Here is a 25,945-nt window from a genome sequence, read left to right as displayed (position 1 = left end):
ATGAATCCCAAACTGACGGATTATCTGAACAGCGTTTTTACGCCATACGATGGGGTGAAAAGCGTCACCGAATTAAAGGCCGACCTGCTTACCGATTTGCAGGAACGATACCGTGAACTCAGAGCGGAGGGCAAGGACGATGAAACAGCGTTTAAGATGACCATTGAGAGTATCGGTGACATCGAGCAAACGATTCTGGAGGTCTCCAACCTCTCCCGCTCGCTGGAACGGCAAGTACTGACAAACTTTAACGCAAGCAACCTGGCGAAAAGCGACTTTGCAGGCGTTACGGCCCATAAAGGACAGTTTAAAGGCAGCGCGTTGCACGGTTCCGACTTTTCGGGCGCAGATTTGACCGGCAGTTCGTTTAAGGGCAGCGACGTACGCGAAGCCAATTTTGACGGCGCGAATCTGACGGACTGCAGCCTATCCGCGCTTGACCTGGCAAATGCAAGCTTCAATAAAACGATCCTTGTACGAACCAATTTCAGCAAGTCGGGGCTTGACGGAGCCAAATTCACAGGAATAAGACTGACCGACGTGACGTTAACGATGACTGATCTTAGAAAAACGATTTTTGAAGGTTGTTTATTTGATGGGGTTGACTTCAAGTACTCAGATCTGACCGGGCTGTGTTTTGACGGACAGACGTTTATCGGCGTTAAGTTTGACAAAGCGGCCCTAACCGAAGTCTCATTCAGGGGCGCTACATTTAAAAATGTTTCTTTCCAGCCTGGGTTTACTCTCACTAATAAGTACTATCGTATGATCAAAACCATCTGCTTTGACGGCGCAACGATGGATAAACTGACCTATGCGCTGCTCAAAGGCATGGGAGCCGATTTGTCCAAGGTTACGGTTCGATAAGGAGGGAAACCAAATGAAAAAGATTACAACGGGACAAAGCGACAGCGGCTTCTCCCAAACAGGGCTGCGCAGAATGCGCGACGTGCTGGCACGGCATGTCGAGTCCGGGAAGATTCCTGGGCTCGTCGCCCTGGTCAGCCGGTACGGTGAGACGCACGTCGAAGCAATCGGTACGATGCGCCATGACGGTGGTGCGCCGATGCGTCGGGACACGATCTTCCGGATGGCGTCCACTTCCAAGCCGGTCGCGGTCGCGCCGGTGATGATCCTGCTCGACGAGTGCAGGCTGCGGCTGGACGACCCGGTAGAGCCATGGCTGCCCGAACTCGCCGACCGGCGGGTCCTGAAACGGGTCGACGGCCCGCTGGACGACACCGTGCCGGCGCGGCGGCCGATCACCGTACGGGACCTGATGACCTCCACGTTCGGGCTCGGCATGGATATGACGTCGTTGGGCACTCCGATCATGGGCGCGATCTTCGAGCAGGGGCTCACGCCCGATCTACCGGAGCCGATGCCCGAGCCGGATGAGTGGATGCGCCGCTTTGGCACGCTTCCGCTGATGCACCAGCCCGGAGAGCGTTGGCAGTACCACATCAGCAACGATCTACTCGGCGTGCTCGTCGCCAGGGTCACGGGCCAGTCGTTTGAGACGTTCCTGCGCGAACGCATCTTCGACCCCCTGGGCATGAAGGACACCGGTTTCCACGTGCCCGCCGACAAGCTCGATCGGCTGCCGCCCCTCTACGCCCCCAACCCGCAGACCGGAGAGTTCATCGTGTGGGACGAGGCCAAGGGGGGACGCCACAGCCAGCCTCCGGCGTTCCAGGGCGGCGGAGGCGGACTTTCCTCCACCGTCGACGACTACCACGCCTACTTCCGGATGCTGCTGAACCACGGGATGCACGGGACCGAACGGATCCTGTCCCGGCCCGCCGTCCAGCTGATGACCACCAACCGCCTCACATCCGAGCAACAAGCCGCCCGAAACGCCATGGCCAGCAACAACGTCCATGTGTCATTCGGCCAAGGGCAGCACGGCGGCTGGGGATTCGGGATGGCGGTCCGCACCTACCGTGGTGACTACGCGTCCATCGGCCAGTTCGGTTGGGACGGCGGAAGCGGCACCTCGACCTACGCCGACCCGGACAACCAGCTCACCGGAATCCTGCTCACCCAGGTCGGGATGTCAACCCCGGATTCAGCGCGGCTTATCCACGACTTCTGGACCACGGTCTATCAGGCAATCGAAGACTGACACCGAGCCCCGCGGCTCGTCGTTGTTTTAAAAAAAAGGCCGGTGAATTTTGAATTTAATCGGCCTTTTTGGGGTTGAAATGCACACCGTAATTGTTCCAAATGAACTAACTAAAGATTTATTTTTCGATGATTATAGCCTTCGGATCAATTCAATGTTAGAACTGGAGTTTGAACGGTTAATACATACTTTAACTTCCCAATCAAGTCGCCATTCCGGATACTATAGTTTAAACATGACAAGGCTGCCAGCTCGATTGGCAGCCTTATTGAACTAACTGGCAGTATAGTTGAACGGAATAAGTAAGGTAAAGTTATCGAAACAAGAACGAATCTGTATGAATTATCGAACAGAATTATACTCTTTTCTTAAAAAAGCACTAATCTGTATGAATTTTCACACAGAATTATGGAATTTGCTGTTTAAAAGGTATTTATGTATGATTTTTCGAACATATTCTTCGTTCAAACCATGATTGCGGATACGTTAGCTTAATAAAGGCCTCTATACAAACGATGAAGGAGTTGCCGCGGCAGCTCCTTTTACATATTCATAAAATGAGGGTTTTTATGCATATGTACTAAACTAACAACAAGAATTTATCTTATTTTAATTTTAAATTAATCACTTAAATGGATAATAAAGGGAAAATCCATGAGGCAAAGGCGGAACTAATCTAATGACTATCCGTTTAAGGATGACCTTATTATACTCAGGCATTTTATCTATAACCTTATTGTTGTTTGGTATTGTCTTATATGTTTTTTTAAAATTCTACATTTTTAGTGACCTAAAAAAACGCTTAAGGAACAAACTGATGTGCTTCAAAGGAATGTACAGTATCAGCTTGAACTATACCCTATGGGATGGAATATGCTAATTCAACTTGACGATTTCGATTCAGTTCAGTCAGGTATGTACTTGCAAATTATTAACTTAGTTAGTGGATATAAGACAAAGTCAGCTAACTTAAGAAATGTTCAATTGCCATTTTCCACAAAAATTCTTGCAGATAAGAAAGCTGGATATTATGATACCCCAACAATTCATCATTCGCCTTTTTTAATATATAATGCCCCTTTAATGCTAAACGGTGAGCTGGTTGGGGTGTTACAATCCGCCTATAATACTAGTGTTATAAGTATGTTTTTTTCAATTTTGCGTCTAGTACTCCTAAGTTTATCGCTTATTGTAATATTTATTGCAACGTATATGGGATGGTTGTTATCGAAAAAGGCTTTAAAACCGGTGTATTCTTTAATTAGTGCTACAGAACAAATTCGAAACAGTGAGGATTTTGGAAATAGGATACAACATAATGGCGCACAAGATGAAATTGGTCTGCTAAGTAAAACCATCAATGGAATGCTTAAACGTATTCAAACGATTTATGGAGAATTAGATAATTCGTATGCATCTCAACGACGTTTTGTAGCTGACGCTTCTCACGAACTGCGAACACCTCTTACCACAATTACAGGGAATGCCGAATTCCTTAAGAAAATATGGACATCTCTGGATAACAACCCTAGTAGATTACCCGAGGAAGAGGAAATTCGAATATCTGTGGAGGCTCTTAATGACATTACAGATGAAGCAACTAGAATGGGGAGATTGGTTAATGATCTCCTGGCACTCGCCAGAGCGGATGCAGGTTTTCGAATGAAAAGTGAATTAGTCGAACTTAAATCTATTGTCGATTCGGCAGTGAGAAAGGCACAATTAATTCCCAAGGTTGCTGAATTGAAAACTGAAGGCTTAGATGTTCTAGAGAATACCATCGTATTAGGAGATAAGAATTACCTACAACAATTGCTTTTTATTTTTATCGATAACGCTTTTAAATTTACTGCAGAAGGCTATGTTGAGATTATCGTCTTAAGAGATAATGCCAAAATTGGATTAACGATTAGAGATACCGGTATTGGAATGGACCCTAACGAACTCCCTCACATATTTGATAGATTTTATCGAGCCGATTCCTCGAGAGGGAAAACGCCGGGTACTGGTTTAGGATTATCAATAGCAAAGTGGATCTTGGAAGAACATAAGGGGACAGTCGATGTAATTAGCGGTAGAGGTAAAGGAACTTTGTTTTTTATATGGCTCCCTGTATATAACATTTCAAATGTAGAAGCCCAATAATGCTGTGGCAACTCTAAGTGTAGAAATCTGAACAAAAGAAAGATTTTTGTTCGGATGTACCGCTGGGCACTGAGCTAACTTGCGAGATAATTTAACCATTTAGTGAATATTTTCCTATTTAGATTTAAGGAGAGTGAAGAGGTTGGAAACGTGTTTTTTGTTAACTGGGAAACCTCGGGTAGGAAAATCAACGGCGATAAAACGAATTATACAACAAATTGGTCCTGAATATTTTGGTGGTTTTTACACTGAAGAAATACGCAACTGTACAGACCGTATTGGATTTAATTGCATCACACTCAATGGCGAGACTGTTTGTATTGCAAATGTTGATAGTGAAAGTTCAGTGCGAGTAGGTAGATACGGGGTTGACATCGATGCTTTTGAAAATAATGCTTTAAAGGCAGTGAACCTATCGTTAAATACAAAGCAGATTACAGTTATTGATGAGATCGGATTCATGCAAATGTTATCCGCTCCATTTGAAACAGTGATCCATGAAGTAGTTTCGAGTTCTAAACATATTATTTTAGGGACGATTTGTGTAGATAGCCATCCTAGCATTGACAAGATAAAGGAATTATCTGGGATAAGACTTTATCATCTGAGTGAAGATAATCGTGAGATGATAACTGAACGAATAACAAATGATATTCTTAAGTTCTTGTAAGAGTAGGGGAGGACAAAGAGATGGCTCCAAAACATATTGTTTCTGCTGCAACAACGACACCTGAAGCTTTGGAAGTAGGATTTTTCCCAATCGAAACTGCATTAGAGATGGTGACTTTTGTTTGAATGAAGAACTTCATCCATTCTATGTTGAATTTTAACTATCTTGTTCCACTAACAGGACACGATTGGACAAGGGAGAAGTGATAAACAGATGCAAGATAGTGCATTATTTAAGGTTATTTTAGATCGGTATGTTGATGGACGCTTTATTCTTGGTTTAGATGGATTAAGTCGGTCGGGTAAGTCGACCATTGTAGAAGAAATACAAAAAGGGTTAACTGATTTTGAAAAAACCTTTTGTGTTCTTCACATTGACGATTACATTGTGGAACACAAGAAGAGATATGATACAGGATTTGAAGAATGGTATGAGTATTACAATCTGCAATGGGATGTTGAGCTTTTAAAGCAGCAGTTATTTGCTAAGTTACGAGATGGTATTAAAGTGACCCTTCCATTTTATAATTCGAATCGTGACGAAATTATTCAAACGGTTGTTGAAATTCCACGTAATAGCATTGTTATCGTAGAGGGTGTATTTCTTCAACGGAAGGAATGGCGGGAGTTTTTTGATTTCGTTGTCTATTTGGATTGCCCAAGGCAAACACGTTTTGAACGTGAATCAGCAAATACCAGACAGCAAGTCGAGAAATTCAAGACAAGGTATTGGAAAGCGGAAGACTACTACTTAAACACGATATGCCCGTTGTCTAAGGCTAACATGGTTTTAAATTCTTAAGTATGGGTCTTGGGGGATTGAGCAAACGGAAAACGATAGCATAATATTAAAACAGGCTGCCGGCAAACTCGGCAGCCTGTTCAAGTAACGGGCAGGTTAGTTCCAATATGTGTTAATATAGTTTATGTAAGACCAATAAATTAACACGGGCTAACCCAGGTGATTTGAATTAGTTTAACCCACGAATATTTCCTTCTAAGCAACGATTTTGATTTGAATGACAGATATGAGATTCTACGGGGTGTAAAAAAACGCCGGTGACCTTAAGCAGGTGACCAGCGTTTCCATATTAGCGTTTCGGCATTTTGCTCTCATCCATGTACAACAGGTTCCAGCGGTGACCGTCCAGGTCGGCAAATCCTGCGCCGTACATCCAGCCGTCAGTTTCACTCGGCTTGCCAAAGATGCTTCCTCCAGCAAACTCAACTTTTTGAATAAAGGCATCTACTTCTTCTCTGCTATCAGCGCCAATGGAAAATATGACTTCTGCGCTATGGGAAGTATCTGCGGTTTTTGAACCTGTAAATTTCTCAAACGCCGCATCCGGGAACAGCAGAATCGTTGTTTGGCCTATGGCAAGCTTGGCTCTCTCGTTACCAACGCTCACCGCATGGAATCCAATCTCATTGAAAAAGGCAGTTGACCGCTCAACATCTTTGACCGGCAGGTTAATCCAAATCTCCTGTGACATGGCTGTAGCCTCCTGAAATATATTTCCAACTACTCCTACTATACTCTACTTCTGGCAGCAGAAGCGAATCTTATAAAAGAAACCGCAAGGTATGACATTCCTGTCATGCATCCTGCAGTTTCCATAGTAAACTTATTTACTTGTCTGCTATCGGTATGCATGGGCTAAGTTTGTGAGGATACCTTTAAGGCTCATTCCTCGGTAAAAGCCAGTCCCAGGTTGTAAGCTTGATTCAGTAACTCTTCCAGATGGCCTGGCTTCGCGTCCAGCGTCTCGTAGAACAATTCCAGCTTCGAGTTCTCGATTCCCGCATATCCTGCGTACCCTATGTTAAGATGATGCGCAATCATCTTGTCGTACTGTCTTTTCTCGAAATGCTCGGCCGGTGCGCCGGCAAGCCCTAGCCACAAGATGCGTCGATGGTTCAGTCGATTGGATCCATAAGCAAAGCCATAGTTCCACACACGATCGATATAGCCTTTGAGCATGGCCGGCATCGCATACCACCAGATCGGGAAAATATAAGCCAGCGCCTCATGCCGCTTCATACGTTCTATTTCTGCCTCCACTTCGGAAGAATACCGCTTCTTCTCGTTGGACCAATCTGGCTCGTCCGCTTCCCGAAGCGCGGGGTCGAACCCGATTTGATACAGATCCAATATTTCAGTTTCGTGCCCAGCATCTTTAAGCCCTTGTTCGAAACGACGAGCAACCGCGAACGTAAACGAATCGTTCCGCGGATGAGATACGACGGTTAATACCTTCATTTCGTCTTCCTCGCTTTCTTTATTTTATTCATATATCTTCGGAGAAAATCCGAACGCCGAATCGTTCGAAACACGCAATCGCTGTATCCACCGATATGAGCGTTTCCGGCAAATAGACACCACCAACCGCAGCAGGCATGCCGTCCAGGCCGAGTATGCGCTCTACCGCGACCAACATACCGAGACCGGTAAGATGCGCTTGCCCGTATGGATCAGAGACGACCGTTCTCCGCTTGACCGATTCGCCCGAATTTAGTAACCCTGCGATATCAATGTACAGGTCTTGGGAAGGATGCTTTCCAGCTTTCGTCCCGATCGACTCGCCAATGATAAAATCAAACCGGACGTTCGGTGCGCCGGTGTTCGTCGCCAAGCTCGGTACGTCGAGCAGCCCCATCGGAAATCCTTCCAGTTCGCTTCCGTCCGTCAGGCGAATATGCCTCTTTCGGTTAGCGGCCTCTGCCCATATCCATTTGCCATTCTCGCGCATGAGTGCCCTGTGCATAAAACCCTCGGCATCGCCGACAGTCATAGGTCCCATCTGCTCACGGTCGTCGTACAGTCCGGCCAACTCAATCGAGTCCACTTGGCTGAATGCTTCGGCGGCTTTCAACGCCACCAGTGTCATGACTCCAGATTGTGAATGACCGAGCGGAACGATAGGGCGTTTTGGCGGCGTTCCTAGTATCGAGAACGATAAAGGCGTAATCTCGTCGGACAGCTTCGTAATTCCGATATGTGCAATTCCTTGCTTCAACGCGATGTCTATCAGAGCGTCTGCCGGGTCTTGCAGAGCCGAGACGATTAGGTCAAATCGCCCCCAATTTTCCGAATAGCTCAGTTTCTCTAAATCAAGATAGACCGTTCGGGCATTACCCAGCCTCTGCGCGAGTGTTGCGCCGCGTTCCGGATTACGTCCTGCTAGCACAATCTCGATATCACGGTTTACCGAACGTATAAGCTTGGCTATTGAGCTTCCAACAACGCCGTAGCCGCCTGCGATTATTATGGATGTCATGAATATTCCTCCTTTATTTTATTGCCCATCGGTGGCATAAGGAAATTATCTATCTTATAATGAAATTAGAAAAGTACGCACTAATTTGTATCATTATCACCTAAAAGTATCATAGGTACTAAAAGGTTCCTATTAATTCAAGCATACGCGCGCGTTTTACTGAAAGGAGGCACGCAACATGAAACCCAATCCGGATCGGCACTATAACATCCCGGTGGAAGCTACGCTAGATGTTATTGGAGGCAAGTGGAAAACGCTGATTTTATGTCACTTGACCTACGGAGCCAAACGAACAGGCGAATTGCAAAAAGCTATACCGAACATCACGCGAAAAATGCTGACCCAGCAGCTGAGAGAATTGGAAGAGGATGGTGTTATTATCAGAACGGTTTATAACCAAGTCCCGCCGAAAGTCGTATACGAATTGAGCAGTTTGGGAGAATCACTTGCGCCGATTATCGACATAATGTGCGAGTGGGGCGACCGATATATCAAGGGAGCGCTGCCAGTGAAATCGACTAGTAGTCTCTCCGATCTAATCGTATAGATTGGATGAATGTGGTATAGTAAGCCGCGTTGTGCTAACGGGAGGATAGTCTATCTTTACAATAGCTATTTGGATAAATTATGCTAATTACATTCTTTCAAATGGGGTGAATGGAATTGTCTTTCCGCATTGTTCGAAGTAATTAGTTTTCGGGCTGGAAAAAACGCGTACCAGCCATCAAGGGAGAAGTATGCCCTTTTTCTGAAAACTAAAGCTTAGATCAGTGTGGGAGTCATTCCAAAAGGTGAAGCCAAGACACTGTAATGTGACTTGGCTTTTTATCATTTGAAAGGTGGTATTCAATAAATGAATGAGTTAGAATATCAAGATTTTTATGATAAGGTTGGAAAAATAAACGGCTGGGATTTTAGCCATTTGCAGGTAACGTCTGAAGGGATTCAGTGGGATTTTTATGAAGAAGTAATAAAAGCTGTAAAAGCTCGGATGTTCTTCTAGACATCGGAACAGGCGGGGGCGAAAATGTATTAAAAATAGCTTCCCATTTGCTGTTCGTGATTGGGATTGATATATCGAGTGGAATGATGGAAGCTGCTCAATCCAACCTTCATAATGCAAATGTGTCCAACTTTCGATTCACCCAAATGCCCTTTGACTCTTTGCAATTTCCTTCTGGTTTCTTTGATGTAATTTCTTGCTGTCACGCACCATTCTCCTCAAATGAAGTCGCCCGGGTGATAAAAAATGGTGGAATTTTTTTGACGCAACAAGTAAGTGAAGCTGATAAGTTGAACTTAAAAAGAACTTTTGGTCGCGGGAAGTAACATACACCAATCATTCCCCGCTTTGGTCAGGCTGAAGAGGACTTTCATCTTCTGAACGATTTCATTAAAAGAAATCGAACACCAAAGGGAATTTGCTCAAATTCCAAGAGGTTCATGATAGTGGCTACAAAGTAGATTATATTCCACGGCTATTTATTATCGCACTCTATTTTGCCAGAGTAACACATCCGCTTCACCTACAATATAATGAGTCTAGAAATCTAAAGAGGTGAGCCAATGGCAGTCGTAAGAGCCAGGAAACAGGATATTGATATGCTGGCAAGGTTGCTTCGAGCTGAAGCTGAGACCGAAGGCGAAATGGGCATGCTCCTTGTTGGAAATGTTGGCATTAACCGAATAAGAGCGAATTGCTCCGATTTTAAAGGAATCCGGACAATTCCCAAAATGATCAACCAACCGCATGCGTTCGAAGCGTTGCAACATGGTTTGTACTATCAAAACGCTAGAGAGAAGGAACGCCGTCTGGCGCAACGGGCTGTGAATGGGGAGCGGAATTGGCCAGGCAAATTCTCGCTATGGTATTTCCGTCCAGGAACGTTCGAAAATCCCGGACCATGTCCGCCAACTTGGTATAATCAGCCGCTCGTAGGACGATGGAAGAAGCACTGTTTTTATGAACCGACCGGAGCAGAATGTGAAAATGTATATAATACGTTTTAAGTTTATAAACAAAAAAAGCTCAAGATCTCTTAACCTGGCTTGTCACAGCCATGTGCCGGTTGACAAGAACATTAGCCGAATGAAGTCTGCTTAAATTGCGGGCTTTATTTATTATCGGGTCAAGTTCTTGTTATTTATCGGTGGCAACAACTTTGTCTCGTTCCCGACGGATGATCAACAGAGCGGGACGGGATTAAACGGTCAGTTATGTTCAACAAGCCGTGATACTTGTCTACGCACATGAACCAACTATTACATACGATGCATCATAATTTAATTTGATTAAGAAGGTGTATCAGAATGCCATGTTCGTGTGGATGCGGCGGGAAGAAACGCAACAAACCCGCTAGTAAAACTCCTATGGTTAGTGTCAGGGTTGGAAAAGGTTGTAAACGTCGTCGCAGAATAGAAAGAGATTTTGTCATTTTAACCGGAAAAAGAAGGGGAACGATCACTAATTTCTCAATCACAGGAAGTGCCGAACCATGCACTCCATTAATCGCTGTAGGAAAAAGTTTTGCCGACGCCAGTTCTTGTCTGTTGAAAAATCGTTTTCTTGTAGGGGGCACATCAGAAATAAGTACGGCATTTACAAGAATCCGCGACAATAGGGGTCGGAAACTAGGATTTCTAAAGTAACAGCGGCAGCTCTGTCTTTCGTACAGAGCTGCCGCTGTTTCTGCCATTTATGAATAGATTTTTCTACTCTTCCGACTCCAGGCGTTTGTCAGAAACAGGGCGGCGAAGTATGCGAGCAACGAGAAGATGAGGGAACCGAGGGCGTTCCACAGCATTGGAAGGTCCAAGCCATCCAGGTACCTGATCGCCCACTGCCCGCAAAGAACCATGATGATCATAGAGAAAGTGACCCTCACATAAGGGCGGATATCCCAGTAGAACCCGATGCTGCCGGAGATCGAGTAGAAGTTGAGCATAGTGATGAGCACAATGCTCAAGCCCAGCGCAAAAGCGATTCCAACAATGCCGAACTGGCTGCCTAGCACGTAGATGGCTGCAATCTTGAACACCGTGGTAATTACGTAATTCCACAGGGTGGCATTTGCACGACCGAGCCCCAGCAGAATGGCATGCAGCGGCGCATCGAAATAATGCAGGAAAAACATTGGTGCCAGGATCTTCAGCAGCAAGCCGACTTCCGGCGCGTCATAGATGAGGGTGGTGAGCGGCGTGGCCCAAACGAACAGGATGACGGTGGCCGGTGCCCCGATAAAAAAGCCCAGACGCATGGCCTGCTCCATTCTTTTGTGCATCAACAGGCTGTTCTTGTTGGCAGCCGCTTCGCTGATGGCTGGGATGAGGGCAGTGGAGAGGGATTGGGTGATGAAGCTGGGCATGAAGAGCAGTGGGAAAGCATATCCGGCGATCATGCCGAACTGCTTGGTAGCCATTGCCGTACTGATGCCGGCAGCTGCCAAGCTTGTCGTAATGAGCAGCGGCTGGAAGGCACCGTAGAGCGAGTGAATCACACCATTGCCGGTAGTCGGCAAGCCAATCCGAAGCAGCTCCGTGAGGGTCGATCGGCCATTCCGAAGGTGGGCAGCCCATGTCTCTCCCGGCAGTTTGGCTTCACCGCGCATCTTGTAACTTGCCAGTAGAAACAGCAGACTGCTGATCTCGCTCACCACCGAGGCGGCCATAGCGCCGGCGGCGGCATAGGCAACGCCGTAGGGCAGCAAGACGTGCACCAAGGCCAGCACACATGCGATCTGTACGGTGTTCTCCAATACATCGGAGGCGGCGATGGTGAGCATCCGCTGCTTCCCGCGGAAGTAGCCCTTCAGAACCGCTGAAACAGCAACGATCGGCGCAATGGGCGTGATCGCGAGCATGGCGTAATAAGCGCGCTGATCGCTGAGCAGTAAGGCTGCGATCCATTCCGAGCCAAGCAGGGAGAGGGTCGTCAGCGTGACACTCAGGAAGCCGGTGACGAACAGGGAGACATGCAGGATGCGTCTCACCTTGGCCCGATCTCCGCGGGCATCGGCCTCAGCGACCAGCTTGGAGATGGCTACCGGCAGGCCCAGCTCCGTAATTGTGATGACCAGCGGAACCAGGGGATGCGCCATCATCAACAGGCCGATTCCTTCCGCACCCAACACCCTGGCTACGAACATCCCGCTGATGAAGCCCAGTATGCGGTTAATAAACGCGGCGACGGATAAGAATAACGTACCTCTCATGAAGGCTTGCGACGGTTGTGACATTGGGTATCATGTCCTCCTGTTTAATCAAATACTTCCATTGTATTTCATCATGCGGAAAAAAATGTGAACATGCTTATGAAGCCGGTCCATTTAATAAATATTTGTTCGCGTTGTTTAATTGATACACGTACAATAAGAGTAGACGACATAAAGCCGAGGAAGTGACGTAAATGTTGCACATCTGTTGGATACGAAGAATAGTCTCGACAATAAGAAACATGAAGCTCCAGAATAAGCTGATGGGCGGGTACTTACTAGGCTGCGTGATTCCAGTTCTTGTTGTAAGTACACTTATTTACAGTCAATCGGTTGCGGGTCTCGAAGATTCCTCCCAAGAGTTCGCCACCTTATATACGTCACAAATTCAGAATTCATTGGATCAACTTATGCAAGAATACGACAAAATCACCAAGTCAGTTTTGGTAGATAAAGATTTCATCTCCAGGCTTAGGGATAGTAAGAAAATGTCGATGGATGAGTTGATCCTCCAAAATGAAACAGTCCGGAGCATTTTGAGGCGGGTTGCTCTGCTCAAGCCAGAGATAGATACTGTGATGCTTGTAAGCCCCAATAACACGGTCTACCAAATTACGAATACAACAAGCACAGTAAATGAAAGCGCGCTATTGTCCAAAGAGTGGTACAAGCAGCCTCGAAACTCGGACGAAACGTTTTTTGTAACGGGATTGCACGATCGCTCCTATTACGAGGATAAAGGGGTCGGTGCTATTGTTACTGTGGGAAGGGTGCTGCTGACCTCCGACGGGGCGTTTGCCGGATGGCTTCTCATCGATCTTGATCCGTTCACGCTTCTGGCGCCGAATCCTGATTTTGTGTTGGCTCGGGATAAATACGATATGAGTGTGATTATCAGCAATGCTTCAGGTGAAACGGTCTATCATTCTGATGCGGCTAGCGGCCGGGCATCCTGGAAGCATGTTTTGGATTCAGGGGTCGATTATACCAAGGATGTGAGTGACAAAGAACGCATCGTAATCACCGGCGGTACGAAATTAGGGAAACTGATCATTAAGACGGAAATTCCCCGTCAGAAACTGTTGCTGAGGATTCGAAAGATTCAAGTTGTAACAGGAATCGTGATCCTGACGGGATTTGTAATCATGGTTTTCGTTTCGTTAGGTCTAAACTATGCAATTACCAAGCCGATCAAAAGCTTGCGGCGGAGCATGATGCAGGCCGAGGCCGGACAGTATATGCCTATCGAAAGGGTGCAGGCACATGATGAGATCGGAAGTCTAGTCAACAGCTATAACAAGATGATCGTCACGATCCGAACATTGATCGAAGATGTATATATTGCGGAGATCAAGCAGCGGCAAGCCAAGTTTCTTGCGCTTCAGAACCAGATCAACCCGCATATGTTGTACAACACGTTGGAGTCGATACGCATGAAGGCACTGGTGAAGGAGGACGACGAGGTAGCCGGCATGATTAAAATTCTTGCGCGTATGTTCCGGCTTGTTCTAGGCAAGGAAGGCAGAAAACATTCAATCAAGGATGAACTGGAATATACGATCAATTATTTGAAGCTTCAGAATATCCGGTTCGACGATAGGTTCCGTCTGGATACCCGGCTTCCAGATGAAATGTTGGAATGCAGCATCATCCCCCTTGTTTTCCAGCCAATTGTGGAGAACAGCATTAGCCACGGTTTCCGGGATTATAGCCAGTTCTTGAATATCGTGATAGAAGGTTCTTGGACGGAGGACGAAGGGATTTTCATTCGGATTATGGATGACGGCATCGGCATGCCTCAGGACAAGCAGGAGGAAATGTGCGCTCTGCTGGAGGAGGTAGAATCGAACAAGTACAAGATGGAGCAGTCTGGTGAAATGATAGGCCATGGGCTTGGTCTCAAAAATATCGCGGAACGCATTAAATTGCATTACGGCAATCAGTATTATTTAAAAGTTTACTCGGAACAAGGAAGCGGAACAACGATCGAGATTCATATCCCCAAACGATAATTTGGCGCCGGAGGTACGGCATGGAGAGGGAGGTACCTTGTATGAAAGTGTTCTTGGTGGATGACGAGAAAGGCATTGTGGAAGGGTTGAAAAAAATAATTGGCCGCTATATCCCAGAATGCGAGATTATTGGGGAAGCTTACAACGGTTTGGAAGGTGTGAGTTTGATTCAAGAGCTTAGTCCGGATATCGTGATTACGGATATTCGGATGCCGCATGCAGACGGTTTAGAAATGATCGCGAAGCTGAAAGACGCCGATTGTCAGGCTAAATTCATTCTGCTGAGCGGATACGCGGACTTCGAGTACGCGCGCAAAGGCATGCGGCTCGGAGTTCAATTTTACATCAACAAGCCGGTGGAAGAAGAGGAGTTGCGGGATTGCGTCTATAAGGTGATGGAGGTAATTCGGGAAGAACGGGCCAAAATGCAAGAGGTGGACAACCTCAGAAACCGTATGCTGAACAGCACGCTATGTGACATCGTCGACGCTAGCAGCGATAACCCCATTTATGTGAGCGAGTTGCTGCGGTTAGCTCGTATTCCGATGGAACAAACCAGATACGCCTGCGCACTTTTGGAGTTTGACAATAGCCAAAATGCCTTGACGGAGTACGAATTGAATGTGATATTTAGCCAGGTGGATCAGTTGTTACACAAGCAGTACCAAGGCGTGTATCGGTTCCGATATTCCGTCCTTCAAATCGCAATATTAGTAACGGATAGCGGGGTTATTGAGCACAATGAGCTGGTTCATGCCATTCATAGCCTGAAGGAAGAGGTATTTCGGGAGCTGCAAAAGACGATGACTGCTGGCGTTGGAACAGTTAAGGAACAGGCAGTTGAGATCAGCTTATCCTTCGAGGAGGCTCGTCACGCCTTAGGCTATAAGGTCATCCAGGGAGACGGGGCTGTGATTCCATACCCTGATATCGTGAACTTGATGGGAGGGCGCCTTACCATCCCGGAAGCGTTGATTGAGAAGCTTGAGGTCGCTTTGGACAATACGGATGAACAGGAATGCGTGAACCTCATTCGAGAAATTTTTGGGCGTATGGAAGCAGAGCGCAATATAAGCCCGACCAACCTCCAGTTACAGTGCTTGAATATTTTATTGTCGAGTGTACGCAAGATGTCCTTCCAGCAGTTGCAACAGAACGAGCTTCTGGGGCGCCATATCCTTTCGCTGGAGGCGATTTCGCGGTTTCGGACACTTGAGCGTCTGGAAGAGTGGATGGTTGAGGTTATTCGAGGAATTATTACATTTAAATTGGAACATCATATTACCAAGAAGAAAGATATCATTGCAGAAATCAAGAAATACGTAACCGAACACTACAATGAATCCATCAGCTTGGCGGAGCTTTCGGCCCGATTTTTCATCAATCCCTATTATTTAAGCCAACTGTTCAAACAAAAATCAGGGGACACCTATTTGAATTTTCTAGCACAAATTCGCATTAATAAGGCGAAAGAACTGCTTGAGAAGACAGATCTTAAGGTGTATGAAATTTGCGAGAAGGTAGGTTACTCGGATACGCAGTATTTTGCCAGGCAGTTTGAGAAGCTAACGGGCTTCAAGCCGAGCGAATACCGGAAGAACGTCCTGAAGAACTAAATGTAGAAGGCCCATCGCCATGTTCCGAAGGCGAAGGGGCTTTTTTTATATCTATAAAATGACCTAGTAAATACTTAAAAACGACCCTTTGAGCAATTTTCCCCCTAAAGGTATATTATTTGTAAGCGAATACAAGCAACTAGAAATTAGGGGGAATCAAGTTGATCTATCGAATGAGGGTGTTTTGGCCACTGTATGTGATGGCCATACCGGGCATTGTATTTCTAATTGTTTTTAAATACATTCCGCTGGCTGGTTCCGTAATCGCTTTCCAGAACTATTCTGTATTCAAAGGTTTTCTGGATAGCCCTTGGGTTGGCTTCAAAAATTTCGAAGCCCTGTTCCACTATCCCGATTTTATCAGGGTGTTTAGTAATACATTGATGCTTGGATTTCTGCGAATTGTGATTGTGTTCCCAGTGCCCGTCCTGCTCGCGCTCATGATCAACGAAATCCGGAAATCCGCTCTGAAGAAAGGGATTCAAACGGCTCTCTATGTTCCACATTTTCTATCATGGGTTATCGTCGCCGGAATTGTATTTGATTTGTTCTCTCTAAGCGGATTGTTTAACGTGGTGATTGGATGGTTTCATCAGGATCCCATCCTGGTCATGCAGGAGAGCTCCTATTTCCGTATTGTTTATGTGCTTACTTCCATCTGGAAAGATGCGGGGTGGGGAACTGTCGTCTATATGGCCGCAATCAGCTCGATAGACCCGCAGCTGTATGAATCTGCGATGATTGACGGAGCATCCCGGTTCAAGCAAATCCGCCACGTTACATTTCCGCTGCTGCTGCCTACCGTATTGGTCTTGCTTTTGCTGGAAATCGGCAACTTCTTGGATTTGGGCTTTGATCAAGTGTTCAATCTGCAGACGCCAATGACTTATAGCGTAGGGGATATCCTGGATACTTATGTATTCCGGACAGGTATTCAGCAAGCGCAGTATAGTTTCGCAACTGCCGTCGGTTTATTCCAATCGGTTATCGGATTTATTCTGGTTTACATTTTTAATAAGTTGTCAAGAAAAGTTTCAGACGGGGGGTTGTGGTAAGCATGCTTGAATCCAGAAGGGAAAAACTATTTGGTTCAGTAGTTACTGTCGTCCTCCTGCTTTTATCCTTTATCGCGATTATACCGCTGCTTTCCGTACTCTCGACCTCGTTCAGTTCTAAACGAATGGTGGATCTGAATCAAGTCACGATTTGGCCGAAGGAATTTACGCTGGCCTCCTGGGATTTTATGATGTATCGTCCCGACTTATGGAAATCGTTCTTCCTGACGCTGGGCTCGACGGTGATTGGCACGATTCTGGCGCTGCTTGTCACGGCTCTTCTTGCATACCCGCTGTCGAAGCCGGAATTTCGCTGGGGCCCTGTCATTATGGTCGGCGTCGTGATCGCGATGATCTTCAAGCCGCCAATTGTACCGTATTTTCTGACAGTGCGCGGTATCGGACTTTACAATAACCCATTGGTACTGATTATTCCTCATATTCTGAATCCGTTTAACCTGATCATTATGCGATCCTTCTTCAAGCAATTTTCCAAGGAGTTGGAGGAAGCCGCCTTTATAGAGGGCTGCGGATATTTCCGAATGCTGTTCCAATTCGTACTTCCGCTTTCCAAGGCTGTGCTAGCCACACTGGCCTTATTCTATGGCGTTGTATTATGGAACCAGTTCCAGCATCCGCTGATGTTCTTGCAGGATACGAATCTATTCCCATTGCAGATCAAGATTCGGCAATTCATCACCGATGATAACATCTTGATTACAGGAGCCGTCTCTACAGCTGATTTAGCGTACAATGAGCGCACACTAAGGGCGGCAACCGTTATCTTTGCAATGATTCCTGTTGTGGCGGTATATCCTTTCTTACAAAAATACTTCGTTAAAGGAGCCATGCTTGGTTCCGTGAAAGGCTAATCTCACATCGGTTTTACGGCTCTTTGAGCCCAAACATATATTAATCATTCTAAGGGGGAAACTTGTCATGGCAATGAAAAAGCTTGGGGTCCTTGCAGCAATCGGCGCTCTTGCCTTTACGGTCGTTACCGGCTGTACGGGCAAAACGAACTCTTCCGGAAGTCCTTCAGCAGCTTCGCCGAACCAAGGCGCGAATTCAAAATCGGAGGAAGTCGTCGATATTGAAGTTTGGGGTACGAACATCGGCTATAAACCAACCACCAAAGGCAGCAAATTGTATGAATTATATAAGGAAAAACTGGGCGTAGGTGTCATTAGTCCGTATGTGGAATGGAACGGAGGGACTGCCTATTTAAATCAGTTAAATCTAAAGATCGCATCCGGCGAAATGCCCGATTTGTTTTTACCCCAACAGGGCATTGAAAATAGCTTGGCAAAAAACGGAGCTATCGCCGATTTGACAGATCTACTGCCGAAATATGCGCCGAATTTATGGGAAGCCATTCCGAAGGATATGTGGGATATTGTTAAAGCTAATGACCCTACGGGCCAGGGAAGAATTTATTATATCCCTGGTATGGTAGACTATGGAAGATATTCCGGCATAATCCGCAAAGATTGGCTTGACAAGCTGGGCTTACAGATGCCGAAGACGCAAGACGAATACGTGAAGGTTTTGGAAGCATTCAGGGATAAGGACCCTAATGGCAATGGGCAGAAGGATGAGCTTCCGACAGGCGGCCGAGCGGAGGCGCGCTGGATGGATCATCTGTTCGCTATGTATGGTGTAGCCATGTTCGAAGGCTATCCGGATTGGGACATTTATGACGGTAAGCTCACTTATTCCGCGGTAACACCTAATATGAAAGCCGCCTTGGAGTTCATCTCCAAACTGTACAAGGAAGGATTAATAGATAAGGAATCACTTCTAAACGACAAGGCCAAGTGGGACGGCAAGGTTGCAGCCAACAAAGCAGGTAACTACTTCCACTGGGCAGAGCAAACCAATCTATATTTGGATAATTTGCAAAAGAACAGTGGTGTAAAGGGCAATTTTGCAGCCCTTCCTATTCCAGAAGTTCCGGGATATAAGGGATTCTATACTTGGAAAAGGTTTACGCCTCCGGCATGGGTCGTTAAAAACAACAAGGATCAAAAGAAGTTGATGGCCACTTTAAAATTACTGAACAACATGTACGACAAGAAGAATTGGAACGCTCTGTACCTTGGTGTTGAAGGCATGCACTATACGATGAAGGATGGTAAAGCCGTTAAACTTCCGGATGACAAGAGTACTCAAGAGAATCTCATTCTCGATCCATATGCAAAAATTTCGACTCTTGATTTTATAAGCAATCTCCAGAAAAGCACTGCTTCGGATGACAGAATGTGGGAGATTGACCAAACCGTTCAAATCATGCAGGATGCCCAGAAGTATGCCAAGGTCATTGCTGGAGACGGCATGCCGGCCAGCGTCTATGAAGGTTTCCCGGATATCAACAATCGCACTCTCTATATCGAATATGCCAGCAAGATCATTACCGGACAGTATCCGATCAGCAAATTTGACGAATTTGTAGACAAGTGGAACAAATCTGGCGGCGAAGAAGTAACGAAGCGCGCGAGAGAATGGTATGCGAAAGTGAAGAAATAAATGTGGATCAAAAATATCCGCCCGGCTTCGATGCGAAGACGGGCGGATATTTCAATCCAAGCTGAGGTCATCGGATCATCGAACCTAATTGGAAACAGGGGGCTAACATGAACAATCGTCTTAAGGAAGTGCTTGAGGGTCAAGAACAAAATTATATCCTACCTTTTCTTTGGCAGCATGGTGAGGAAGAGCAGGCGATACGTGAAGAGATTGCCCGCGTTCATGAAGCTGGCATTGGAGCCGTTTGCATCGAAGCTCGTCCTCATCCTGATTTTCTCGGTCCGAAATGGTGGAAGGATATGGACATTATTATGGAGGAAGCCCGGAATCGGGGCATGAAGGTATGGCTTCTCGATGACGATCATTTTCCAACGGGACATGCGGCGGGGAGAGTCAAGGATGCTCCGGATGAGCTTCAGCGCATGTTTTTGGGTGAACGTTATATCGATACCATCGGTCCTGCCCAAGGAACCTCTATGCTGCTGGATACCTTGCTTATGCGTGGGCTTCGACCGACCATCTCGCATAGCCAACACGCGAGCGGTAAAAATAAGCTGATTTCAGTTGTCGCAGTCCGCAGAGATCCATCCAATGGAACATTACTCAGTGATTGTGTCGACATAACTGAACTTGTGCAAGACGGTATCCTTTATTGGGATATCCCTGAAGGGTATTGGCGAGTATTTATTATTTCAGAAAATAAGGATGGCGGCAGCAAGGAGCAGGAGGATCATCTGAACCCGCTAGTTCGGGATTCCGTTCGTATTCTGCTCGATACGGTTTATGAGGCTGTTTATGAAAGATACAAGTCGGATTTCGGAAAGACATTCGCCGGATTCTTTTCGGACGAACCCGGATTTTACAATGATAAGATGACCTTTGACTTCAAATCGAAACCCGGAAAACAGGGAGTGCCGCTTCCTTGGGGCCGGGAAATGCCAGCCTTGCTTGAGCAGGCGTTGGGTGAGGACTACCGTAGGCACCTATATCTTCTCTGGCATGATGCGGGCGAACAGTCGAACATCGTGCGGTACTCCTATATGAATATTGTCAGCAAGCTCTACGCGGAAAACTTCTGCAACCAAATCGGAGAGTGGTGCAGAGCCCGCGGGGTAGAATATATCGGACATGTACTCGAAGACAACAACGTTCATGCAAGGCTTGGCCCCGGCGCCGGACACTTCTTCCGTTCGATGTGGGGACAAGACATGTCAGGCCTCGATGTCGTGCTGTGGCAAATCGTCCCCGGTTTCGATGAATTGTCTTTCAGCAAGCCAGGGGGGGATACGGATAGCGAATTTTTCCATTATGGTCTCGCTAAGCTAGGAGTTTCTCTTGGACACATTGATCCGAAAAAACAAGGCAGGACGATGTGTGAAGTCTATGGGGCATATGGCTGGGCGGAAGGCTTAAAGCTGATGAAATGGCTCACAGACCATATGCTCGTTCGCGGCGTCAATTATTTTGTCCCGCATGCCTTTACCCAAAAAGATTCGGACCCGGATTGTCCGCCGCATATGTATGCGAACGGGAAAAACCCGCAGTATCGCTACTACAAGCATTTAAATCGATATATGAATCGGATCAGTCACCTGATATCAGGCGGAAGGCACTTGGCGTCTGCGGCCGTCGTGTATCATGCTGAAGCCGAATGGTCCGGGGAAGCGATGTATTTTCATAAGCCCGTGAAGTTACTGATGCAGCATCAGATCGACTGCGAAGTTGTTCCCGTCGATGTTCTTCTAGAAGCGGCAAACGTGAAAGACAACAAGCTGCATGTAAATCTCGAGGATTACGAGTGCTTAATCGTACCTTATGCAGAAGCGCTTCCGGCGGCGATGGTACGGCGTTTGACCCAGCTTGCGGATCAAGGACTAGCCGTACGTTTTGTTGACGGGCTGCCGTTGCGATCGAGCGAGGGCATTGATGTTTCTGACGAAATCTCTTGTCTTGCCGATCACCGGAATGTAAAGGTAGTAGCTTTAGACAAACTTGCGCATGAACTTCTTGCAGACGGACATTACGATATTAGAGTCGACAACCACGAACCGTATCTCCGGAACTATCATTATATACATGACGGTTTGGATGTCTTTATGTTCTTTAACGAACATCCGCATCGAACGATACGCACGGAGATTGTTTTGCCCATCAAAGGTGATGTATATGCATATGATGCGTTCCAGAATCGGTTGATCGAATTGAATGTAAGTATGGAGAACGGTGCGAAAACAGTGCAGCTTATCCTTAATCCGTATGAATCCATCGTTCTGCTCCACGGAGCTGACCTTGAAAGTTATGTTGCACTGCCACAGTATACGTTGGGGTCGGAACTTGAGCTAACAGGTGAATGGACCGTATCCACTGCTGAAGCTGAACATTATCCTCGTTTTAAGGAATGGGGAAAACTGACGGCTTTAATGAATATGAGCGGGCCGGATTGCCTGCCTCGATTCTCAGGTACCTTCCGTTATGAAACGGAATTTGAGTGGAATGAAACCGTAAGCCAAGCTCTATTAGAGTTAGGAGAGGTTTATGAAACGGCAGAAGTTTGGTTAAACGGCGAGCAAGCAGGAGTACGCATCTGTCCGCCTTATCGCTTTGAAATCAATGGACTGATTAAGATGGGCACAAACAAGCTTGTCATTGAAGTCACGAATACGCTCGTGAAGGATCAGCGCGACTTCTTATCGGCCTTTGCGCAGCAGGAACCAAGTGGACTTATTGGACCCGTGCGAGTTGTCAGGATATGATATCCTCCTCAGTATAAATCAGCGGCAGTCTAGGACTTTCTCGTCCAAGACTGTCGCTCTTAATTCTAAGAGTTTATTTTCGCAGGCCAACGAATATAGAGCGAAAAGATTCTATATTATAGAATACTGGTGCTATTGGACAGCTTTCCCAAGACAGTTTTTCCACTGTCCGATATCAAAATAGAACTTGAGGAGAGTGGTGGAATATGAAATCAAGGTATTTATTTATTACGCTTATTCTGATTGTTACTGTACTTTCATTAACGGGCTGTGTACCTGGAGATGGAGTCAATAACGTTCATCGTCCCGCGGGTTTCTTCTGGGGAATATGGCATGGATGGATCGCACCTTTTTCACTCATTATTGGTATTTTCAAACACCATATTAGAGTTTATGAAATATATAATTCAGGATGGTGGTACGATTTAGGATTTTACATAGCAATCATCAGTGGTTTTGGTGGGATATCGCTTACCCGACGAAAAAAAGTAAACAAAGATTAACTGTTCGTAAAACAACTGTTCTAAAGATATATCAGGCATCTAGCTCGTTCAGCTAAACGGAGAACGATAGTTGAAAGAAGTTACGTTTAATCGTACGGCCCTGGCGGTCGAGCAGCGGTGCTCCCAGTTCCTTCTTCATTGGGAAACTGACAAAAACAGGGGAGCATACGTCTTCCCCTCCAAACGGACTACGGTCTGAAAATATTCAAGTTACTACCACTCCATTGAATCGCCCTCTTAGTTAAAGCGGTCTCAAGCTTATTGCCGGTTGACCTTTCTGTATTCGCTTGGCGGAATCCCGTTCAATCGCTTGAACGTCCTGCTCAAATGGAATTCATCGAGGAAGCCGCAATTGGTAGCAATAGCCTTAAGCGGCATATCCGTGTAAAGAAGACACTTCTTAACGTGCTCAGTCCGGATACGTATTAAGTAATCTTTCGGGGACTCTCCCAAATAACGCATGAACAATTTCCGAACATACGATGTAGAGAGATGGTTTAGTTCGCACAAAGTGCGGATCTTAAGATCGTCAGCGTATCTCAGTTCCAACTCTTGACGAATACGTTCATAACTCTTACGGGACTCGGATGCTCCACTTTCTTCGATAGTAGTCATTCGATGCCATTCTTCAATGAGCTCAAGAAGTATCGCTTGTGTTTGGAACTCTCCTCGCTGTGAGCCCGGGACCCAGCATCTGTGCGCGTTTCGAAGCCTTTGCGTCCATAAAAGAAGATGTTCGGGAGAAGCTCTATGTAGAAACGGTAAATGAATAGATTCTGTCAATGAGTCGGCTGACCAATGCAAAGAAGTCTCTGGCTTCTTCGTGACCTGTATGAGATCGGTCAACGTCATGATTATATCCATACCTTCGCTACCAGCCTCCATTGACATTCTAAGACCGGGCTTTAAGTAAAGTAGAGTCCCAGGTCCAAATGTTTGAATTCCCTCCTCGGTAAGAAACGATCCGCTGCCTCCATAGATCCAATAGAAGCTATGTTTAGAAATGTTTCGTCTTGTATCGTTCCAACCTGACATCTTGTGCTCATCATCCATCCAATGAATACGTACAACTAGATCGTCTAAGGAATAGATCATTTCGCTCTCCCCTCCCTAATTTTTATATTATAAAGCATGAAGCGTTTTGTACAAGAATAAGACGGATTTAACCATGGTGCATCAATGCCAAACCAGCCATAATGGATTCAAAGATGATCATGGTGAGGGGTGCAATGGAAATGTACGATGACTGGGATCAAATAAACATGGACTACATGCCTTGGATGTTGCGAAATGAAACTCAGTTGGCTGATCAGGCACAATGGCAAGCGGAACTAAGAGCTAGATTTGGAGCCACGTTCGGTGAAGACTGTTATATATCAAGGAAAGCGTTTATCCATCCAATCCGACTCCACATGGGGGAACATAGCTATATTGCGGCAGGAGCTATCGTACGAAACACGGAATTAACAATGGGCGCTAATAGCACCGTTAACTCCTACGCGCTAGTTGTAGGTAAAGTATCGATGGGGGACGGCGTGCGGATTGCATCTCATGCTTCAATTTATGGTTTCAATCATGGTTATGAAGATGTTACAAAACCGATTTTTCAGCAGCCCTCCACCTCTTTGGGCATCGATATCGGGGATGATGTTTGGATCGGTGCTAACGCTGTGATTGTAGACGGGGTGAAAATAGGAAGCCATAGTATTGTTGCTGCAGGCGCCATCGTGACTAAGGATGTTCCGGAATACAGTATCGTTGGCGGCAACCCTGCCAGATTAATTCGCAATCGTTTGAGCGGAGGCGCTAACACGGCAGGTTTGACAGTACATCAACCTATGAACGCTCACAGTGAAAACTCACTGCGCGAATCTGTTGAGCAATTTGGCACCAAAGTCCGTCATCAAATCGAGGGTTTACTTTCCGGGTATTTGGTTCCTAATGAGAAGGGACATGCCTATCGCAATACTCCTGATGCTGGTCAAACGGTACGGGCATGGTGTGATGCGGTCGAGATTGGTGCTATGTTCAATCGTTTGCCACCAGGTTTTACAAGAGAACAATTGGTGGAACTGTTGCAAGGTTTCCAGGAGCCTGAGTTTGGGCTGTTCCCCGATCCTTGGAAGCTGCCTGATCCTGCCACGAACCGCCCATTCGAACTGTCCGATCACTTGTCACGCTATAACATACTCGCCATCGGTTACGCTCTGGAACTGCTAGATTCCAAGCCGCTATATCCAATTCAGGCCGTTGAACGAATGAATGTTGAAACACTGTACAAGCTGCTAGATAACTTGCCTTGGGCAAATCAAGCGTGGTCATGTGGAGATTGGATCGATAGTATTGGGACAGGGCTGTATTTAAATGCTAAACATTTTGGCTCAAAACGGACACCAGACGCCCTCTTGGGCTGGTTAAATACACACGCCAATCCGCAATCAGGTCTTTGGGGTTCTCCGACAGCCACAGAGCAATGGCTGCAGCCTGTAAATGGCTTTTACCGGTTAACCCGAGCGACTCATGCACAATTCGGAGGAAAGCTTCCCTATGCCGAGACAACAATCGATACCGTTTTGGCACACACTCGTAATACGGCTTTCTTCAGTAGTGAAAAAGGGAATGCTTGCAATGTGCTGGACGTCATTCACCCATTGTGGCTATGTTTGAAGCAAACCGACTACCGTCGTAATGAGATCCAAATTTGGGCGGAACACCAGCTACAACGGGTGTTAAACCGATGGGTAGAGGGCAGGGGATTCAGTTTTCAGTTAGATCGATTGGATCAACCAAGCCTTCAAGGCACAGAGATGTGGCTCAGCATCGTTTATTTACTCACTGAAGTGGTCGGTATGAGCGAAAGCTTGGGATATAAGCCTAAGGGTGTTCATCGCCCAGAGGTAGCGCTTCCGTACCGGGCTTGGCTTAAAATATTGTAAAATAGCCCTTTTCTTGATGACAAAGCAGGTTGCCGCGGCAACTGCTTTGTTTGTCCGTGTGCGCCCAGCATGGGCGCTATCTATAGGGTTCAAGTCCCGAATGGCGAAGGCAGTAG

19 protein-coding genes and 3 pseudogenes are annotated in these 25,945 nt (G+C 46.3%); 17 read left to right on the top strand and 5 right to left on the bottom strand.

What is annotated here, in order from left to right; all coding sequences use genetic code 11:
* The 6 genes and pseudogenes from ACFQZT_RS30610 to ACFQZT_RS30585 all read left to right on the top strand — a co-directional run bounded on the left by ACFQZT_RS30610 (window position 1) and on the right by ACFQZT_RS30585 (window position 5,741).
* A complete protein-coding gene (locus ACFQZT_RS30610; RefSeq protein ID WP_379306528.1) occupies window positions 1-867 on the top strand; it encodes a pentapeptide repeat-containing protein in 867 nt (288 codons plus the stop codon).
* 13 nt (window positions 868-880) lie between these two features.
* Entirely contained in the window at window positions 881-2,125 is a 1,245-nt protein-coding gene (locus tag ACFQZT_RS30605) for a serine hydrolase domain-containing protein (protein ID WP_379306452.1), read from the top strand.
* Window positions 2,126-2,998: 873 nt separating this feature from the next.
* Window positions 2,999-4,270, top strand: coding sequence for a sensor histidine kinase (locus tag ACFQZT_RS30600; protein WP_379306450.1), 1,272 nt, complete (start codon window positions 2,999-3,001; stop codon window positions 4,268-4,270).
* Between the two features lie 142 nt (window positions 4,271-4,412).
* Complete coding sequence (locus ACFQZT_RS30595; protein ID WP_379306448.1) at window positions 4,413-4,940, top strand: nucleoside-triphosphatase; 528 nt, start codon at window positions 4,413-4,415, stop codon at window positions 4,938-4,940.
* Between the two features lie 50 nt (window positions 4,941-4,990).
* Window positions 4,991-5,100 (top strand): annotated as a pseudogene (locus ACFQZT_RS30590) (NUDIX hydrolase); the annotation flags it as partial.
* A 53-nt stretch (window positions 5,101-5,153) separates the two neighbouring features.
* Window positions 5,154-5,741 carry a kinase gene (locus tag ACFQZT_RS30585; RefSeq protein ID WP_379306446.1) on the top strand — a complete coding sequence of 196 codons (588 nt, stop codon included), beginning with the start codon at window positions 5,154-5,156 and terminating at the stop codon, window positions 5,739-5,741.
* Window positions 5,742-6,030: 289 nt separating this feature from the next.
* Here ACFQZT_RS30585 and ACFQZT_RS30580 read toward each other — a convergent pair whose 3' ends face one another.
* The 3 genes from ACFQZT_RS30580 to ACFQZT_RS30570 form a co-directional block, all read right to left on the bottom strand.
* Window positions 6,031-6,432 (bottom strand): VOC family protein, encoded by a 402-nt coding sequence (locus tag ACFQZT_RS30580; RefSeq protein ID WP_379306444.1) that lies wholly within the window; start codon window positions 6,430-6,432, stop codon window positions 6,031-6,033.
* Between the two features lie 191 nt (window positions 6,433-6,623).
* A complete protein-coding gene (locus tag ACFQZT_RS30575) occupies window positions 6,624-7,199 on the bottom strand; it encodes an NAD(P)H oxidoreductase (protein ID WP_379306442.1) in 576 nt (191 codons plus the stop codon).
* Between the two features lie 28 nt (window positions 7,200-7,227).
* On the bottom strand, window positions 7,228-8,217 hold the full coding sequence (locus tag ACFQZT_RS30570; protein WP_379306440.1) for an SDR family oxidoreductase: 990 nt from the start codon (window positions 8,215-8,217) through the stop codon (window positions 7,228-7,230).
* Between the two features lie 178 nt (window positions 8,218-8,395).
* On the opposite strand from ACFQZT_RS30570, the gene ACFQZT_RS30565 reads away from it, so the two are divergent.
* The 3 genes and pseudogenes from ACFQZT_RS30565 (at window position 8,396) to ACFQZT_RS30555 (ending at window position 10,227) form a co-directional block, all read left to right on the top strand.
* Window positions 8,396-8,764, top strand: a complete 369-nt coding sequence (locus ACFQZT_RS30565; RefSeq protein ID WP_379306438.1) for a winged helix-turn-helix transcriptional regulator — start codon at window positions 8,396-8,398, stop codon at window positions 8,762-8,764.
* 306 nt (window positions 8,765-9,070) lie between these two features.
* A pseudogene (locus ACFQZT_RS30560) lies at window positions 9,071-9,681 on the top strand (class I SAM-dependent methyltransferase).
* Between the two features lie 102 nt (window positions 9,682-9,783).
* Window positions 9,784-10,227: a cell wall hydrolase gene (locus ACFQZT_RS30555; protein ID WP_379306436.1), complete on the top strand. Its 444-nt coding sequence runs from the start codon at window positions 9,784-9,786 to the stop codon at window positions 10,225-10,227.
* A 686-nt stretch (window positions 10,228-10,913) separates the two neighbouring features.
* Here ACFQZT_RS30555 and spoVB read toward each other — a convergent pair.
* Window positions 10,914-12,452: a stage V sporulation protein B gene (spoVB, locus tag ACFQZT_RS30550; RefSeq protein WP_379306434.1), complete on the bottom strand. Its 1,539-nt coding sequence runs from the start codon at window positions 12,450-12,452 to the stop codon at window positions 10,914-10,916.
* Between the two features lie 170 nt (window positions 12,453-12,622).
* Between spoVB and ACFQZT_RS30545 the strand changes: the two genes are divergently transcribed.
* From ACFQZT_RS30545 to ACFQZT_RS30515, 7 genes are all read left to right on the top strand, one after another.
* Window positions 12,623-14,440, top strand: a complete 1,818-nt coding sequence (locus ACFQZT_RS30545; RefSeq protein WP_379306432.1) for a cache domain-containing sensor histidine kinase — start codon at window positions 12,623-12,625, stop codon at window positions 14,438-14,440.
* Between the two features lie 41 nt (window positions 14,441-14,481).
* Entirely contained in the window at window positions 14,482-16,056 is a 1,575-nt protein-coding gene (locus ACFQZT_RS30540) for a response regulator (protein ID WP_379306430.1), read from the top strand.
* 173 nt (window positions 16,057-16,229) lie between these two features.
* Window positions 16,230-17,111: an ABC transporter permease gene (locus ACFQZT_RS30535; protein WP_379306526.1), complete on the top strand. Its 882-nt coding sequence runs from the start codon at window positions 16,230-16,232 to the stop codon at window positions 17,109-17,111.
* 2 nt (window positions 17,112-17,113) lie between these two features.
* Window positions 17,114-17,983, top strand: a complete 870-nt coding sequence (locus ACFQZT_RS30530) for a carbohydrate ABC transporter permease (RefSeq protein ID WP_379306428.1) — start codon at window positions 17,114-17,116, stop codon at window positions 17,981-17,983.
* Window positions 17,984-18,050: 67 nt separating this feature from the next.
* Window positions 18,051-19,637 carry a type 2 periplasmic-binding domain-containing protein gene (locus ACFQZT_RS30525; protein WP_379306426.1) on the top strand — a complete coding sequence of 529 codons (1,587 nt, stop codon included), beginning with the start codon at window positions 18,051-18,053 and terminating at the stop codon, window positions 19,635-19,637.
* 107 nt (window positions 19,638-19,744) lie between these two features.
* Window positions 19,745-22,390, top strand: a complete 2,646-nt coding sequence (locus tag ACFQZT_RS30520; RefSeq protein WP_379306424.1) for a glycosylhydrolase-like jelly roll fold domain-containing protein — start codon at window positions 19,745-19,747, stop codon at window positions 22,388-22,390.
* Window positions 22,391-22,596: 206 nt separating this feature from the next.
* The gene (locus ACFQZT_RS30515; RefSeq protein WP_379306422.1) at window positions 22,597-22,893 is read left to right on the top strand and encodes a hypothetical protein; all 297 of its coding nucleotides are present in this window, start codon (window positions 22,597-22,599) and stop codon (window positions 22,891-22,893) included.
* A gap of 258 nt (window positions 22,894-23,151) precedes the next feature.
* Here the strand turns inward: ACFQZT_RS30515 and ACFQZT_RS30510 are convergent, their stop codons facing one another.
* Window positions 23,152-23,988, bottom strand: a complete 837-nt coding sequence (locus ACFQZT_RS30510) for a helix-turn-helix transcriptional regulator (RefSeq protein ID WP_379306420.1) — start codon at window positions 23,986-23,988, stop codon at window positions 23,152-23,154.
* Window positions 23,989-24,524: 536 nt separating this feature from the next.
* Between ACFQZT_RS30510 and ACFQZT_RS30505 the strand changes: the two are divergent.
* Window positions 24,525-24,698, top strand: a pseudogene (locus ACFQZT_RS30505) (DapH/DapD/GlmU-related protein); the annotation flags it as partial.
* Between the last annotated feature and the right edge of the window lie 1,247 nt (window positions 24,699-25,945).

This window comes from Paenibacillus sp. GCM10027628 (genome assembly GCF_042676385.1).
Classification (GTDB): Bacteria; Bacillota; Bacilli; order Paenibacillales; family NBRC-103111; genus Paenibacillus_E.
The sequence above is the reverse complement of the archived record's forward strand: the minus strand, read 5'-3'. Positions and strand labels throughout refer to the sequence as shown.

Coding starts and splice junctions, on each gene's coding strand:
- ACFQZT_RS30610 (WP_379306528.1), top strand. CDS start 1: ATGAATCCCAAACTGACGGATTATCTGAACAGCGTTTTTACGCCATAC.
- ACFQZT_RS30605 (WP_379306452.1), top strand. CDS start 881: ATGAAAAAGATTACAACGGGACAAAGCGACAGCGGCTTCTCCCAAACA.
- ACFQZT_RS30600 (WP_379306450.1), top strand. CDS start 2,999: ATGCTAATTCAACTTGACGATTTCGATTCAGTTCAGTCAGGTATGTAC.
- ACFQZT_RS30585 (WP_379306446.1), top strand. CDS start 5,154: ATGCAAGATAGTGCATTATTTAAGGTTATTTTAGATCGGTATGTTGAT.
- ACFQZT_RS30580 (WP_379306444.1), bottom strand. CDS start 6,432: ATGTCACAGGAGATTTGGATTAACCTGCCGGTCAAAGATGTTGAGCGG.
- ACFQZT_RS30575 (WP_379306442.1), bottom strand. CDS start 7,199: ATGAAGGTATTAACCGTCGTATCTCATCCGCGGAACGATTCGTTTACG.
- ACFQZT_RS30570 (WP_379306440.1), bottom strand. CDS start 8,217: ATGACATCCATAATAATCGCAGGCGGCTACGGCGTTGTTGGAAGCTCA.
- ACFQZT_RS30565 (WP_379306438.1), top strand. CDS start 8,396: ATGAAACCCAATCCGGATCGGCACTATAACATCCCGGTGGAAGCTACG.
- ACFQZT_RS30555 (WP_379306436.1), top strand. CDS start 9,784: ATGGCAGTCGTAAGAGCCAGGAAACAGGATATTGATATGCTGGCAAGG.
- spoVB (WP_379306434.1), bottom strand. CDS start 12,452: ATGTCACAACCGTCGCAAGCCTTCATGAGAGGTACGTTATTCTTATCC.
- ACFQZT_RS30545 (WP_379306432.1), top strand. CDS start 12,623: ATGTTGCACATCTGTTGGATACGAAGAATAGTCTCGACAATAAGAAAC.
- ACFQZT_RS30540 (WP_379306430.1), top strand. CDS start 14,482: ATGAAAGTGTTCTTGGTGGATGACGAGAAAGGCATTGTGGAAGGGTTG.
- ACFQZT_RS30535 (WP_379306526.1), top strand. CDS start 16,230: ATGAGGGTGTTTTGGCCACTGTATGTGATGGCCATACCGGGCATTGTA.
- ACFQZT_RS30530 (WP_379306428.1), top strand. CDS start 17,114: ATGCTTGAATCCAGAAGGGAAAAACTATTTGGTTCAGTAGTTACTGTC.
- ACFQZT_RS30525 (WP_379306426.1), top strand. CDS start 18,051: ATGGCAATGAAAAAGCTTGGGGTCCTTGCAGCAATCGGCGCTCTTGCC.
- ACFQZT_RS30520 (WP_379306424.1), top strand. CDS start 19,745: ATGAACAATCGTCTTAAGGAAGTGCTTGAGGGTCAAGAACAAAATTAT.
- ACFQZT_RS30515 (WP_379306422.1), top strand. CDS start 22,597: ATGAAATCAAGGTATTTATTTATTACGCTTATTCTGATTGTTACTGTA.
- ACFQZT_RS30510 (WP_379306420.1), bottom strand. CDS start 23,988: ATGATCTATTCCTTAGACGATCTAGTTGTACGTATTCATTGGATGGAT.